General features: G+C 40.7%; 11 protein-coding genes. 4 read left to right on the top strand and 7 right to left on the bottom strand.

Features of this window, described 5'->3' with window-relative positions:
- Positions 1 to 1,339: 1,339 nt before the first annotated feature.
- Positions 1,340 to 2,212 (top strand): MetQ/NlpA family ABC transporter substrate-binding protein, encoded by an 873-nt coding sequence (locus ACTQ5J_RS09390; RefSeq protein ID WP_441752525.1) that lies wholly within the window; start codon positions 1,340 to 1,342, stop codon positions 2,210 to 2,212.
- Positions 2,213 to 2,230: 18 nt separating this feature from the next.
- A complete protein-coding gene (gene msrA, locus ACTQ5J_RS09385) occupies positions 2,231 to 2,749 on the top strand; it encodes a peptide-methionine (S)-S-oxide reductase MsrA (protein WP_441752524.1) in 519 nt (172 codons plus the stop codon).
- Between the two features lie 73 nt (positions 2,750 to 2,822).
- On the opposite strand, the gene ACTQ5J_RS09380 is transcribed toward msrA, so the two are convergent.
- From ACTQ5J_RS09380 to ACTQ5J_RS09350, 7 genes are all read right to left on the bottom strand, one after another.
- The gene (locus ACTQ5J_RS09380) at positions 2,823 to 4,412 is read right to left on the bottom strand and encodes a potassium/proton antiporter (protein WP_441752685.1); all 1,590 of its coding nucleotides are present in this window, start codon (positions 4,410 to 4,412) and stop codon (positions 2,823 to 2,825) included.
- A gap of 408 nt (positions 4,413 to 4,820) precedes the next feature.
- Positions 4,821 to 5,291 (bottom strand): ASCH domain-containing protein, encoded by a 471-nt coding sequence (locus ACTQ5J_RS09375; protein WP_441752523.1) that lies wholly within the window; start codon positions 5,289 to 5,291, stop codon positions 4,821 to 4,823.
- A 24-nt stretch (positions 5,292 to 5,315) separates the two neighbouring features.
- A complete protein-coding gene (locus tag ACTQ5J_RS09370) occupies positions 5,316 to 6,062 on the bottom strand; it encodes a polysaccharide deacetylase family protein (protein WP_441752522.1) in 747 nt (248 codons plus the stop codon).
- Positions 6,063 to 6,264: 202 nt separating this feature from the next.
- Positions 6,265 to 6,432 (bottom strand): hypothetical protein, encoded by a 168-nt coding sequence (locus tag ACTQ5J_RS09365; protein ID WP_441752521.1) that lies wholly within the window; start codon positions 6,430 to 6,432, stop codon positions 6,265 to 6,267.
- Positions 6,433 to 6,445: 13 nt separating this feature from the next.
- Entirely contained in the window at positions 6,446 to 6,778 is a 333-nt protein-coding gene (locus tag ACTQ5J_RS09360; RefSeq protein WP_441752520.1) for a YetF domain-containing protein, read from the bottom strand.
- Positions 6,779 to 6,926: 148 nt separating this feature from the next.
- A complete protein-coding gene (locus ACTQ5J_RS09355) occupies positions 6,927 to 7,118 on the bottom strand; it encodes a hypothetical protein (protein ID WP_441752519.1) in 192 nt (63 codons plus the stop codon).
- Positions 7,119 to 8,105: 987 nt separating this feature from the next.
- Positions 8,106 to 10,805: a cation-translocating P-type ATPase gene (locus ACTQ5J_RS09350; RefSeq protein WP_441752518.1), complete on the bottom strand. Its 2,700-nt coding sequence runs from the start codon at positions 10,803 to 10,805 to the stop codon at positions 8,106 to 8,108.
- A gap of 420 nt (positions 10,806 to 11,225) precedes the next feature.
- On the opposite strand from ACTQ5J_RS09350, the gene ACTQ5J_RS09345 reads away from it, so the two are divergent.
- A complete protein-coding gene (locus ACTQ5J_RS09345; RefSeq protein WP_441752517.1) occupies positions 11,226 to 11,975 on the top strand; it encodes a class A sortase in 750 nt (249 codons plus the stop codon).
- A gap of 294 nt (positions 11,976 to 12,269) precedes the next feature.
- Positions 12,270 to 15,137: MSCRAMM family protein (locus tag ACTQ5J_RS09340; RefSeq protein WP_441752516.1), on the top strand; the 2,868-nt coding region annotated here is incomplete at its 3' end.

Here is a 15,137-nt window from a genome sequence, read left to right as displayed (position 1 = left end):
CAGTTGAAAATTGGACCGCTTATTTTTATATTCATCTTAAATACTAAATGGATGGAGGCAAAAGGAGCGGTTGAGGTCGACTAAGAAGTATGGGGAGCATGAGTAGAACGTTACTTTAAGTAAGTATTCCATACAGTCACATAAACTAAAATGAATGTATGAACCATTCTGATTTGTTCAAGTGCCATAATCGTAATATCTGTAAAAACGACTTGATACTGCTAACGAGAGTCTATACCCGATAGGTTTCCATAAGAGGAAAAGAGATGATAAAGATATTCTTCTAATTGTAAGCTAGCACACCGAGAGATATTGCCGCTATTCATTTGGTTAGCATACTTTGGAACGACAAAGTCATCTTTAACTATATTACTAGTTTCTAAGTTAAAGCTTCCAATCTTGTTAGATTAGCTTCAGCGTAACTATATTGATTAATGATGCAAGCATTCGCGAAAGCTCGATGATTTCTTTGCATTTTAATGACAAATTTAAAGATGAACTACTCTAATCGACAGAGGGGAATTACTATGTGATTTCGAGCGTTCCACCAGTCCAGCAGCAATATCGAAGACGCCATCTGCAACTTAATTCCTTTATATGTTCACTTCATCGTATAGTACCAATTGTTAATACATCTGGATAATAAGAAAAGGATTTGATTGGTTAGTCGACACATTAAATAAAAGTCTAAATAAAGGGTTTTGAATAAACGCCAGTTGGAAGACTCTTTTAAAGAATAGGTAGTTAGCGTTAGATTGAATATTAGAAGTTTAAACGAAAGATTAAGTTAAAGGATTTAATCTTATTCTCATAAATGGGTTGACAATTCTAATCTAAAACGGTAATATACATTTAATAAATCAATAGACTACTGCAATGAAGAGAAGAGTAACTTATTTCTTAACAAGTAAAGAGAGCCCGGTTCGGTGAAAAAGGGTAGACTAAGAGTAAGTGAAGATGAGCTTGGAGCAGTTTACGTAGTTAACGCTATTTAAACGGACACACCCGATATCGTGTACAGTATTGTTTGATACTGGTAGAGCTATTATTTGTAAGAATAATAGAAATTTGGGTGGTAACACGACTTTTCGTCCCTTTTGTTAGAGAAATTCTGACAAAAGGGGCTTTTTTTTTTTTTTTTTAGTCATGTTTGTCAAGCACGCACAGTTTGTCTAAAGGTTATTAATACTATAAGGAGAATCACAATTATCTAAGAGCAGTTGTCGCAAATTATTAGGTTGTCGGGATGTTAGTAAGCAATTGTCATCAAGTCACGTATCAATCATTCAAGAGAAACAAAGCGTTTAAAAACAACTTATTACAAAGGGAGAGATTTACTATGAAACAGACAAAACAGATTAAACAATGGATCCAATTAATATTAGGTGTCATTTTAGTTGTCGGACAATTTATTTTACCAACCGCATCAGCCCAAGAAGCTAAAGAGTTTGAAGGTGAAACGATTGTGGTTGGAACAGTCAGTGATTCGGCCTTAGAGTTATGGGAATACGTGGCAGCCAAAGCGTTGGAAGAAGAGGGTATTGTCTTAGAAATCGTTCTATTCAATGATTATAATCAGCCAAATGTGGCTTTACAGAATGGTTCAATTGAAGTCAGTGCTTTCCAAGGACATCCTTTCATTAAATCGTGGAATGAAGATAATGACGGCAGTGTCTTCGCGATTGCGAACACCTTATTAATGCCTTTAGGCTTATATTCAGACAAACATGCTTCAGTGGAAGATATTCCTGAAAATGGTGTGATTGCCTTACCTAATGACCCTTCGACTTTAGGACGTGCTTTACTGGCTTTAGAAATCGCTGGTTTAATTGAAGTCGACGATGAAGTCGGAATTTACGCGGACGAAGCAGATATTACAGACAATCCAAAGAACTTAGACATTTTATTAGTTGAACCAAACTTTGCGGCCTTATCTTTACCAGATGTGGATGCCGCTTTAGTCAATACAAACTTTGCCAACGATGCAGGGCTATCAATTGATGACGCGATCTTTAATGATGCGGCTGACGCAGCTAAAGTGAACCCACTCTATATTAATACCATTACAACCTTGGAAGAGAATAAAGATAACCCGCTGTATTTAAAATTAGTAGAAATTTACCATACAGACGATGTGAAAGAAAAATTACTTGAAGTCTATGACGGACACGTTTTCCCAATGTTTGAAGACCCATTACCAGAAGTAGACTAAGTTAAAAGGAGAATGACTATGACCAAACAAACGACACAACAAGAAACTGCAATTTTAGCCGGAGGCTGCTTCTGGTGTATGGTTAAACCTTTCGACCAATGGGAAGGCGTTCACTCAGTAACTTCAGGTTATACCGGTGGACACACAGTGAATCCAACTTATGAAGAGGTGTGTAGTGGCGAGACTGGCCATACCGAAGCGGTTAAAATTGTCTTTAACCCAAGCAAGATTAGCTATGAGCAACTGTTAGATATCTACTGGACTATCAGCGACCCAACTGATGCGGACGGCCAATTTATTAACCGTGGCTCTTCTTATCGTCCAGGCATTTTCTATTTAAACGACGAACAGAAAGCCAAAGCCGAAGCTTCGAAAAGAGCTTTAGATCAAAGCGGACGTTATGATGAACCCGTTGTGACCGAAATTACGGCAGCCGGACCATTCTATGATGCCGAAGAATATCACCAAGATTTCTACCAAAAGGATCCAGAACATTACCAAGCCTACCGAATAAGATCAGGCCGTGATCAAGTCTAAAGCTTGTCACACAAAAACAGAAGCAACCCATTCTTAAATGAATGAGTGACTTCTGTTTTCTTTTTTTGTATTATTAAATTTTACCCTTAATATCCTTTAGTCCAAGTACTAAAACAGTATCACCTTCGAGAATCACGGTATCCCCATTCGGAACGACTAATTCGTTATCGTCTCTAAGAACCAGCACAATCAAAGCAGAACGGTCTAACTTAATCGTATTGATTTTCTTATTGACCCAACTGTTGTAGTTATTAATTCGAAACTCTAACAGATCCGTACCCACTACGTCAAAATAGGAACGACCAGCCAATACGATAATGTCACCAGCTAACAGTTGAACGTCACCGTTTGGCACGATGGTTTCACCTTGGCGAAGAATTTTAGCGATAATAAACTCAAAGGCTAAGTTAATGTCTCTGATATAAGCATTGACTAAGGAACTATCCTCTTTTATCTTGGTTGCTAAGAAGCCAACGTCGCTTTTGTCTTGTAAGGAGTTAAAGTTACGTAAGGACGCATCTTCTGGGTCTACCATGTTAGTTTTCTGTGAAATAACGGGGAGTAAGCCACCTTGAATCAGTGAGGACAATAAACAAATATCAAAGACGATATGATAAATATCATTCATACTAGGAGTATTTGAGTTGACGACACTAATCGCAAAAGAAATGGCTGCGGCCCCTCTTAAGCCAGCGAAAGCGATGACTGCCAGTTGATTACTTTGCATCTTGAATGGAAACATGAGTCCATAAACTGAAGCAGGACGTGCAATAATTGTCATAAATAACATAATGACGAGTGCGATTGGCATCATCGACACAATAGAACTTGGGTTGGATAATAAACCTAATAAGAAGAATAAACCAATTTGAGCTAAGTTCGTAAAACTATCAAAGAAGAACACGACACCACGTTTTCCAACGAACTCTTTGTTTCCGATATAAATCCCGAAAATGTAAACGGCCAAGTAGCCATTACCACCTATTTCATTCGTAAATTGATAAGTAAATAAAGCGGCGGCAGCTAACAGAATAACTTCCATACCTTCTTGGAGTTGTAAGAAACTTAGTAGGCGAATGAAAATCCAACCTAACACGAAGCCAAGCGCTAAGCCTAAGCCAATCTGTAAGATAATAAGGGAAGGAACATTAATGTTCTCACCTTGAAGTAACGTAACGAAAAGAACAACCATCGTATAAGCAGTGGGGTCATTGGAACCAGATTCCAATTCCAGTAAAGAATCGGTATTGTACTTTAACTTGAGGTGGCGAGAGGACAAGACATCCGACACACTCGCATAATCTGTTGACCCAATAATAGAACCTAATAACAAGGCTTCTAAAAGCGAAAAGTCAAAGACTAGGTAGACGAACAGGCCAGTAATTAAGGCGGTGAGAATAGTCCCTAGGAAACTTAGAATAATGGCTTCTTTTGCGACAGGTTTAGACATCTTCCATTTGGTACCAAAACCACCATAGAAAATAATAAACATCAACGCCAACGAAGCTACCTGATTGGAGAACGCGTAGTTTGTGAAGTCTACGCCAAAGAAATTAAAAGAAACACCTAGCAGCATAAACAGTAGCAGTTGCGGAATTTTTAAATTATTAGCAAGTCGCATCGCGATTAAGGCTAGAATCAGCACTAGTGAAATAATTAGAATATAAATAAGAACGCCTCCTCTATTTTTTTTGACAAAAGCATCTGAATCATCTGATTGCTTCTATTTTTATTATATCATATGAAAGGACGTTCATGAAAACGCCCAGGTATTGTAATAATAATTTCAATAATTTTTAATCAGGAAGAGCTTTTATTTATATTCCGGCCTAATTAAAGTTCTATTTGAAATTGCGTTGATAAAGGCCTTCGATCTGTTGATAAGGATGTCCCGATTGCTTGAGTATTGCGCCGACTTTCTCTAAAGGTGGTTTGATTGACGATAAACGTTAAGGTCTGACAGCGGACGCTAAATTTATTTCCAGTCAAATAATTCAAACGATTGAATGAAGTAAACGATGTTCAACTGCAAATTTAACTTTTTCAAATTTCGTATAGAATACGATGAGCATTAGCTTGGATAAATAAGTTTAAATTCTTCATAAACGACAGGTGTTTCGTCGTTAAAGGTTATATTATTTTCTTGATAGTAAGGTTTCCAGAATTTGATGTGGACGCGGCGCCAATAATCGAGTGTCAGGTCGCCTTCGCCTTCTTTGTAGGCTTGTTCATCAGAGACCTCTTTAAATGGTAGGACATCGACTGTCACATTCTGGATGACACCGATGGGCTGTTCGCGGCCATCAAGGATGATATCTATTTGACCCGCTTGAGGCAGGACCTCGGTTTCCCCTGATAAGAAATAGAGTTGATAGCCAGATGATGTCCCGGTTTTCTTGCCTTCTAAAACAAGTTGGGCGAGCTCGTCAGCCATCGCTTCGGTATCACCGAAGGCAAAGGCACCGTAGGGCGTTTGCGGGTCTGTGCCTGTTTCGGTACAGAATGTTTGCCAGTAGGCTTGGATTGCTAGTGAGTGTGTCATTATGATTCTCCTCCGTGATCTGAATTAAGTATTGACGATTTGTTGAAAATTTTCGAAGGGCATCTTGTTGAAAATTAGGGCCCGATTTAATTTAAGGCAATCTGTCGAGCGGTCATTGCGACCGACCTTTGTTGTGAAGGCATATTTGAAGCCTAGCTTAGCTAAGTTGTCGATTAAGGTTTCATGATAGAAACCAAAGGGGTAAGCGAACGTATCCTTATGTTTAACGACTTGATTACAGCGTGATAAGTCAGCTTGTAAGGCTTCAAAACTTGCTTCCATGGCACCGTTGACGCCAACTTTGATCAAATTATGTAAGTCATGGGTATGATTGGCTAGTTCGAAGACATCGGACATGGCTTGAAGTTCAACCATTGACAGGACCTGTGATGCGCTCGCATTATAGTCACTTGCATCATCGAAGAGCCAGCCACTGACCAAGAATAAGGTCGCTTTGATACCTAATTCTTTTAGAATAGGATAGGCAGTCGTATACAAAGATTGAAAAGCATCATCGAAAGTGATTAGGACGCTATTATGCGGTAGGTCGATGTTTTTTTCATAATAGTCTTTCACTTCTTGCATCGATAGAAAATGAAACTGCTGTTCAACCAAATAGTCCATTTGGTGTTTAAAATCTTCAGAGTTTAAAAAAAGGGCGGTCGGTAAATTTATAGCATAAGCATTGGCAGCTTTTAAAGGTGTCATTGGCTGTTGGACTAGATTTAAATCATCTCGGATTTCATGGTAAACGAGGGCAGTGAATGACATCTGATCACCTTTTCTTTTTTACATAGTATAACATTCTGTCTAATAGATATCATTGGGAATCGAAGTTTAAAAAGATAAAAGCACCCTCATTTGCAGAGTGCTGGATACTGTGAATTTAGGAGAGATTTATATTGTAGCGTTAATACCAAAGGCTTTCATTAAACGACTCAATTACCATACTTAAGCACACTACTTAAAACCACTAATTTACATCTTCAATTTGCGTATTGTTATTTATATACATCAGGAAAGCATCGATGACGCGATTTTTAAAACCATCGGCGCTAGCAGCAATCGCAATTTGATAGACGTCGACGACTTCATCGTCAACAATTACAAAGAGTGATTTAACATTTAGTTTCGTTAACACTTCGGTTAATAATTTATCCGTCCAAACGGATGTGATCAGCGAGCAAGTCATCGCAACGGATGACATAGAAGCCTTTATCTTGTGACCATTCAGCGTAGGCGACGTTATCAACGGTGAGGTAACCTAATTGTTTCAATTTTTCCACGAGCCATTGTTCGTCTAATTGATGATTCTCAAGGACTTTCTTTTCAATTCTTTCTTTATTCACCAAAAGCAAACTGAGGGTATCATCCTTATCATTATAGGTCGTCAAACTGACTTGGCCACCTGTTTCCATGATCATATGCTTAGCGTTTTTTAAAGAATAACAGCCAGAGCTGCGCAGTAAAGCTCTCAGTTGCTCCATCTCTAGTTTGTTTTTTTCATGGCTGGCAGCACTAGCTGACCGTTATAGATAATTACCGAAGGTTCTCCCTTAAAAAGTTTGTTTAGATACTCGTTTTGCGTAGAAATATATTCTAAAGTAAAAATTAAGACACCCCATAAGGAAATACCTAAGAGGACATGGAGTAAATTGACTTGGTCATCATATAACGCTTCCTCAAGCAACCACCTAGTACTAACGTATAGACAAAGTCGTAGGGGGTCATTTGAGCTAGACTTTTACGTCCTAAGACACGCACCACGGCTAATAAAGCAACTAAACCGATCATCAATTTCGATACAATGGACCATGCAATATACACGTTCGATCATCCTTTCTTTTAATCTGATTGACGCTTCCACTACTAGAATACAATAAAAGTGTGGGGAACTATCATGAAATGCTCATGACGAAGGATAGAGTAAGGCGCTCGGTGGCGTTGATTAATTGAAGGCTATCTAAAAGTGTGGCAGAGGTAAGATAAACACCGCCCCTTTTGTCTAAGACTCAATCTATAGAAGGCGAGGCGATGGTTAAGTTAACTGAAATACAGTTTATCTTGGATAAATCACTTTGAATTCTTCAGAGAAAATCGCTGTGTCATCGTTAAAAGAAAGGGTGTTTTCTTGAAAATAAGGTTCTTAAAACTTAATGTGGACACGGCGCCAGTAATCTAGCGATAAATCTCCTTCGCCTTACTTACGCGGGTGGTCGTCATTGATGTCTTTAAAAGGCAAGACAGCCACGCTGATGTTTTGAAAGACACCGACAGGTTATTCTCGACCATCTAATATAATATCGATTTGTCGCGCTTTAGGTAAGCTTTCCGTTTCGTCAGAAAAATAAAGGTCATAACCTGATGTCTTCCTTGAGACATTGATAGTCTTCCCAGGCAACTTGCAAGGCTGAATGAGGCATTGTGTTATCGCTTGCTAAAGGGGCGAGTGGGGGGCTGTTTGAGCTAGTCTCTTTTGGCTAGGTCAGTGAGGCTGGAGAGTATCATTAACAAGTTTACTAATAACAGGTGCCTAAGTCTTTTCACATCACCCAACTCCTTTTTATTTCGCCTAGCTTTTCAGCAAGGCGCTATTCTTGCTTCTAGTATAGCTGGGTGTTGGCCTTAGTTAAAATGAAAGGACTTTGGGGAGGGGGCGGCGTGATTTGTGCTTGCTTACAGAGGGGCGTCAGCTGACAAGGCGGAAACGCAGCGTCCAATGTCGCGGGTGCTTGGTGGCTTACTTATTTTCCGAAAAAGTGCATAAAAAAAACAGGACCCTTTCGGATCCTGTTGTATACTTATATTATTCGATTATAACACTGTGTGGTCTTTGCGGTCGTATCTGTCCGCTACGCCTGTTGCGCGTAAGATAAATTTGATGATTTCAACGAAGACTAAGATGCTTGCTGCAGATAGGATGGTTACTAACCATTGTTCTGTATTTGGTACTGTTACATCAAAGAAGTTGTTGATACCTGGTGTGACAACGACACCAATCAGTAAAACTCCAGATAAGATTGTTGCTCCGTTTAGGAACTTGTTATTAAATGGATTGTCGCTGAATAGTGAGTTGAAAATAGATTTTACGTTATATGCGTGGAACAATTGGATCATTCCTAAGGTTACGAATGCCATTGTTTCTGCTAAGTTGTTGTCTAAGTTCATTTGGAATCTTGCATACCAGTATACGAATAGTGTTAAGCCACCTTCAAGGATTCCTTGGTAAATGATACTTGGCATGACGCCGTTTGATAGGAAGCTTGATTTTTTACCACGTGGTGCATGTTTCATTGAGCCTTTTTCTGCGTGTTCCATACCTAATGCGATGGCTGGGAAGACGTCAGTTACTAAGTTGATCCATAGGATATGGATTGGCTCAAGGATTTGCCAGCCTAATAGTGTGGCAACGAAGATCGTTAAGACTTCACCTAGGTTAGCTGATAGTAAGAATTGGACTGCTTTTTGGATGTTTGCAAATACTTTACGTCCTTCTTCAACGGCTACAACAATTGTTTCGAAGTTGTCGTCTGCAAGAACCATGTCTGAAGCGCCTTTAGAGACTTCTGTACCTGTGATACCCATACCAACACCGATGTCGGCTTGTTTTAATGATGGCGCGTCGTTTACTCCGTCACCTGTCATTGAAACCGTTATGTTGTTTGCTTGCCATGCACGGATGATGCGTACTTTATGTTCTGGCGATACACGCGCATAGACATAGTAGTTTTTAACGTTACGTGCTAAGTCTTCATCAGACATATCGTCTAATTGTGCACCGGTAATAACGTTATCTGCATTGTTGCCGCCTTCTGGTAAGATCGTTAAGCGTTCAGCGATTGCTTGTGCTGTAACGGCGTGGTCACCTGTAATCATAACAGTACGGATGCCTGCTTCACGAGCCACACGAATTGCTGCGCCTGCTTCTTGACGTTCAGGGTCAATCATACCTACTAAACCAGCGAAGATTAGGTCAGTTTCTACTGAGTCTGTGTCAACTTTTGCTGGTAATGTATCGATGACTTTGTAAGCACCTGCTAATACACGTAATGCTTGGCGAGCCATAGCGTCGTTGTTTGTTAATACTTCGTCGATATGTGCTTGTGTCATCTCAACAATTTCACCATTTAATTCAATCTTGGTTGCACGTTTGATCAATTGATCGGGTGCACCTTTGACTGCGACTAAGTATTTGCCGTTTTCTAATTGGTGAACAGTAGACATTAACTTACGACCTGAATCGAATGGTACTTCGTCGATACGAGGTGTTTTAGCTAATTCGTCTTTTAAGTTTTGGCCTTTATCCATTGCGAATTTAATCATTGCCGTTTCAGTTGGGTCACCCACTAATTCGCCTTTGTTATCTAATTCTGAGTCGTTCGCAAAGGTGATTGAGCGTAATAATGAGTTATCTAATGATAATTCTTCTGAAGCTTCATGTAATTGATTATTATAGAAGACTTTCTCGATTGTCATTTTGTTAACTGTTAAGGTACCCGTTTTATCTGAACAGATTACTTGAGTTGAACCTAATGTTTCTACTGCAGGTAATGTACGGATTAAAGCGTTACGTTTAGCCATTGTTTGTGTTCCGATTGAAAGGATAATTGTAGTAATAGCAGGTAGTCCTTCTGGAATGGCAGCAACAGCTAATGAAATCGCGATTAATAACATGTGGACAACTTCTTCACCTTGAATGAAGACACCAACTGCAAATGTTAAGATAGCAATCGCAATAATCATGTAAGTTAAAACTTTACCTAATTTATTTTGGTCACGTTGTAACGGTGTTAATTGTGCTTCAGTCGAAGCTAACATTGTCGCAATGTTACCAACTTCAGTTTCCATACCTGTTGAAGTAACAACACCTAAGGCACGTCCGTAAGTAATGTTTGTACTTGAGAAGGCCATGTTTAAGCGGTCACCAATTCCAACGTCTTGTCCAGATAAATCAATAATTTCTTTTTCGACGGGCACGGATTCACCAGTTAAGGCAGCTTCTTCTACTTTAAGCGAGCTTGCTTCAACTAAGCGAATGTCAGCCGGAACAACGTCACCAGCTTCTAATTGAACGATGTCACCAGGGACAAGGTCGAAACTTTTAACTGTATGCACTTGACCGTCACGTCTTACTTTTGCTGCAGGTGATGCCATGTTTCTTAAGGCGTCAATTGCTTCCTCAGCTTTAGCTTCTTGGAAAACACCCATGATAGCATTTAAAATAACAACAATCAGAATAACAATCGCATCTGCTACCCCTTCACCTTCAGCCAGACCTACAAATGCTGATACTGCAGCAGCTGCTAAAAGAACAGCAATCATGAAATCTTTAAACTGATCTAGGAACTTTTGCAACATTGAACGTTTTTCTTCTGCTTCAAGTTCGTTAGGACCGTATGTCTCGATACGTGCTTTAGCTTCTGCTGAGCTAAGACCTGTTTGAATATTCGTATCTAAATGAGCAATGGTGCGATCGATTGACTCTTGATAAGCAATAAAATCTTTATTAGCCATAATTTCCTCCTTATAAATAATAATCACGAACCTTCAGTCATCACAATAAAAAAAGACTTATGCTGCCTAATCAGAAAACAGCACTGCTGCATATGATATGGCCGGCATAAGTCTCACTTTTTAAAATCAGCACCAGTAACCAAATGATTGGCCACTTATCGTTGTTGATACTGATTAAGGCATAAAGCCTCAAGTTACTCCCTCATGGACGTGTTATTTAAAGTAATTATATAATCATCCTACCTATTTTGCAAATAAAAGATGCTTTTTAGGCAAAATAGGATACTCTCTAAGTTTGACTAAAGTGTGACTATTCATAGGTGTTTATGTTAAATTCGGGTTAAGTCGCTATAATTCATTAGGATGACATGGTATATTAGTTTTATAATATAAACTAGATTGGGTTTGGAGGAAGTATGAATGAGTGAAAAAGAACCACAAACTCGTATGAGTAAAAATAAAAAACAGGGTAAAAAAGGCGGCAAGCTTCAGGTCATTCTTGGTGTCATTTTAATTGTTATTGCCGTCGGCTTGTTAGCCATGGATCCGATTAAAAATTGGATGATTGAGCAAGGGACGAATCAGAATACGATTGGCAATTTGACGCGTGAAGATATTGAGTCGAATATGACGGCAGATGTGACGTATAATTGGGACGATATCGAAACTCTGGATGCTTTTACGGTTATTTCAGATAATGTTAATCCTGGAGATTTACCAACCATCGGTGGGATGGCGATTCCAAATGTTGGGATGAACCTGCCTATCTATAAGGGGGTTTCAAATGAAGGGATGTATTTGGGAGCCGGCACATTGTACGCTGATCAAACGATGGGTGTTTCCAATTATCCAATTGCCAGTCACCACTCGATCAATGACGATCTATTGTTTGCACCCTTGATGCGTGTCGAACATGGCGATTTAATTTATCTCACGGATTTAGATACCATTTATGTTTATGAAATTGATACGATTAGGCAAGTCGCACCGACGGCGATGGAAGTCGTTCAACCGACGGAGAATCCCATCATCACTTTAATTACGTGTGACTATTCCTTGAACGAACGGGTGATTGTCCAAGGCTCCTTGGTGGAACATGTCAATATCAACGACGCCAGCCAAGCGATGATTGATGCCTTTGGTTTACCACAAACAGTACCGGGCGCTTAGCTTTACTTGCTATCGTTAAAGTGAATAATATTATAGTAGGCAGGTCTTCGGATCTGTCTTTTTTTTTGGCTTTTGGAGGAGAGTCAGTTGGACCCAATCAGTGGGAACGTTTGATTTTTGATTAGCGCAGGGGAAGTGAGTGGCCTATTCTGCCTTGTGGAATTATGAAAAATCTTTGATTATTCTGAGAAACTTTGCTTAAAAGATATGATTAAAGTGCGAGTTTGAATCATTCTTAAGCAATTTATGATACATTTAATATGTAGAAGAATAGTCAATTTAGGAGGTTGAGCTATGAATGCGAGAAAGAAAATGAGTCATCTCTTGATGACCTTGATGCTGGTTTTGGCGGCTGTTCCGTGGGGCAGTCATGTGTCAGCGCAAGCAGAGACGATTAATGTGGTGTTTAAAGTCTTTTTACAATTAGAAGGCCAGGAGGCAAATGCCCAGAGTCAGATTTCGTATGATGTGTTGAATAGTGAGAAAACAGAGTTTTTATATAGTTATCGTTCGCAGGAGCCGCCTGCGGAATCCTTGTCGCTGCCTGAGGGGAATTACTACTTCAGATTGTATGATGGGGGAGGTTTCGTTCGTGAAGGTGTAGAGATTATGCCTGAGAAAGTGTTGCAGACCATTTCTAATCAAACGGAGGAAGATAAGGCAGAGAACAAAACGAAGCGGTCGCTGGATGAAATTGGATCGGTCTTAACCCAAGGCGATGGGACGAAAGTTTACGATGTGCCGTTTTCGGTGCATGCGGGGCCAACGCTTGTCAATGGTGACACGGTTGAAATTGAGATTTATTTAGCTGATCAAGCGACGATTACGGCCAATGAATCGTCGGGTGATGAAGAAGATGGACCAGAAACGTCTGAGCCAGTGCCGCCGTCATTGAGTACGATTACGTTTAGTGTCTTGGATGAAAATCAAGCACCCGTTCCAAATGTGACCTTGCAATTAGGTGAATTACAAGCGACGACCGATGAGAATGGGTCGGCCAGCTTTAGGGATGTGGCTGCTGGAGATTACATGATTTCCATCGCCAGTCTGCCAGAAGGCTACACGGGTTCTCTAGAAGATTTACTGCCAGTGGGTAGTGACGATCAAACGCTGACCTTAAACATTCAAACAGCAGCACCAGCTGTTGGTTCCATTTTATTTACGGTCTTGGATCAGAATGGCACGGCAGTTCCAGGTGTTGGAATTTTAGTCGGTGAGACGGAATTAACGACCGGTGAGACGGGTGAAGCGTCGATTTCAGAGTTGCCTGTCGCAGATTACAATTATTCGGTCACAAGTTTACCTGAAGGTTATTCAGCCGAGGTAGCAGATCTTGTGACAGTGCTGGCTGATCAACAAGTTGCGCCAGTGATTTATATTAACAAAAATGCTCCTCAAGTTGGCGGTGTTCGCTTCGAGGTGAAGGACCAAAATGCGGAAGCCTTCGCGAATGTGGTGATTCAAATTGAGGGTCAAGAAGTGACGACTGATGAAAATGGTGTCGCGATTGTTCCTGAATTACCAGTAGGTACGTTAAATTATGCAGTGGCAGCAACAGCTGCTTATTCAGAAACTTACGGAGAAGTAACGGTAGCTGAAGGCGAAGTCGTGGAGCCCGTTGTGGTGAACCGTATCCCTCAGAATGCTGCCGCTAGTTTTACTGTGACGGATGAGGAAGGCTTACCTGTTTCAGGAGCGGTTGTTAACATTTCAGATCAACAAGTCACTACAAATGAAGAAGGTCGTGCAAGTATTGACCTACCTATGGGTGATTATGAGTATAGCTTGGCTGCCTTGCCTGAGGGTTATACGGGTGACGCAACAGGTTTAGTGTCGGTTACGTCTGAAGGCGTGAGCACACCGATTTCAGTAGCTAAAGCGGCTCAAACGGATTCAGTCAGATTCGAAGTGAGTGATCAAAACGAGGCGCCAGCTGCCAATGTTGTGATCCAAATCGCTGAGCAAGAAGTGACCACGGATGAGAGTGGGGTGGCTAGTTTAGCTGATTTACCAATTGGTACATTGAACTATACTGTGCCTGCAACAGAAACATTTGCTGAAACATATGGCGAAGTGACTGTGGCTGAAGGTGAAGTGCTTGAAACGGTACGTGTCAACCGAATCCCACAAACAGGTGTGGCGAGTTTTGTGGTCACAGACCAAGCAGGGGTGCCAGTTGAAGGCGCCGTTATCAATATTGCCCAGCAGCAAATTACAACCAATGTTGAAGGAGAAGCCAACTTAGCTGATTTAGCGATTGGGGATTATACTTATAGTGTGGCTAGTTTACCAGAAGGTTATGTCGGAGAAGCTTCCGGTACCTTAACGGTTAGAGCAGAAACTGCTGAAGCAACAACGATTGCGGTTGAAAAAGCACCGGAAATCGGAACAGCTACGATTAAAATAATAGATCAAAATGAAGCAGCCGTGGCGGGAGCAGTTATAACGCTTGCAGAACAAGAATTTACAACAAACGCCGAAGGTATCGCAAGTCTCTCTGAATTATTAGTGGGCGATCATGCATATACTCTAACGAGTTTACCTGAGGGTTACTCAGGCGAAGGTTCAGGTACCTTAACAGTGACAGCGGCTGAAACAGCGACTGCCACCATTAGTGTCACCAAAGCGCCAACCGTTGGGAATGCTTCAATTAAAGTAGTCGACCAAAACGAAGCGGTCGTAGCTAGTGCGGTTATAACGATTGCTGAACAAGAATTTAAAACTAACGAAGAAGGACTTGCAAGTCTCTCTGAATTATTAGTGGGCGACCATGCATATACTCTAACGAGTTTACCTGAGGGTTACTCAGGCGAAGGTTCAGGCAACTTAACAGTGACAGCGGCTGAAACAGCAACAGCTACCATTAGTGTCACCAAAGCGCCAACTGTTGGGAATGTTTCAATTAAAGTAGTCGACCAAAACGAGGCGGTTGTAGCCGGCGCGGTTATAACGATTGCTGAACAAGACTATACAACTAACGCAGAAGGTGTGGCGGCCATTAGTGAGTTGCCAGTGGGCGAGCATGCATATACTCTTACGAGTTTACCGGAAGGTTACTCAGGCGAAGGTTCAGGCAACTTAACAGTGACAGCGGCTGAAACAGCAACAGCTACCATTAGTGTCACCAAAGCGCCAACTGTTGGGAATGTTTCAATTAAAGTA

The sequence above is a fragment of the Fundicoccus sp. Sow4_F4 genome (genome assembly GCF_052116145.1).
Lineage (GTDB): Bacteria > Bacillota > Bacilli > Lactobacillales > Aerococcaceae > Fundicoccus.
The sequence above is the reverse complement of the archived record's forward strand: the minus strand, read 5'-3'. Positions and strand labels throughout refer to the sequence as shown.

Bases quoted from the DNA above. Each gene is read 5' to 3' on its own strand.
- ACTQ5J_RS09390 (WP_441752525.1), top strand. From the start codon at position 1,340: ATGAAACAGACAAAACAGATTAAACAATGGATCCAATTAATATTAGGT.
- msrA (WP_441752524.1), top strand. From the start codon at position 2,231: ATGACCAAACAAACGACACAACAAGAAACTGCAATTTTAGCCGGAGGC.
- ACTQ5J_RS09375 (WP_441752523.1), bottom strand. From the start codon at position 5,291: ATGACACACTCACTAGCAATCCAAGCCTACTGGCAAACATTCTGTACC.
- ACTQ5J_RS09370 (WP_441752522.1), bottom strand. From the start codon at position 6,062: ATGTCATTCACTGCCCTCGTTTACCATGAAATCCGAGATGATTTAAAT.
- ACTQ5J_RS09360 (WP_441752520.1), bottom strand. From the start codon at position 6,778: ATGGAGCAACTGAGAGCTTTACTGCGCAGCTCTGGCTGTTATTCTTTA.
- ACTQ5J_RS09350 (WP_441752518.1), bottom strand. From the start codon at position 10,805: ATGGCTAATAAAGATTTTATTGCTTATCAAGAGTCAATCGATCGCACC.
- ACTQ5J_RS09345 (WP_441752517.1), top strand. From the start codon at position 11,226: ATGAGTGAAAAAGAACCACAAACTCGTATGAGTAAAAATAAAAAACAG.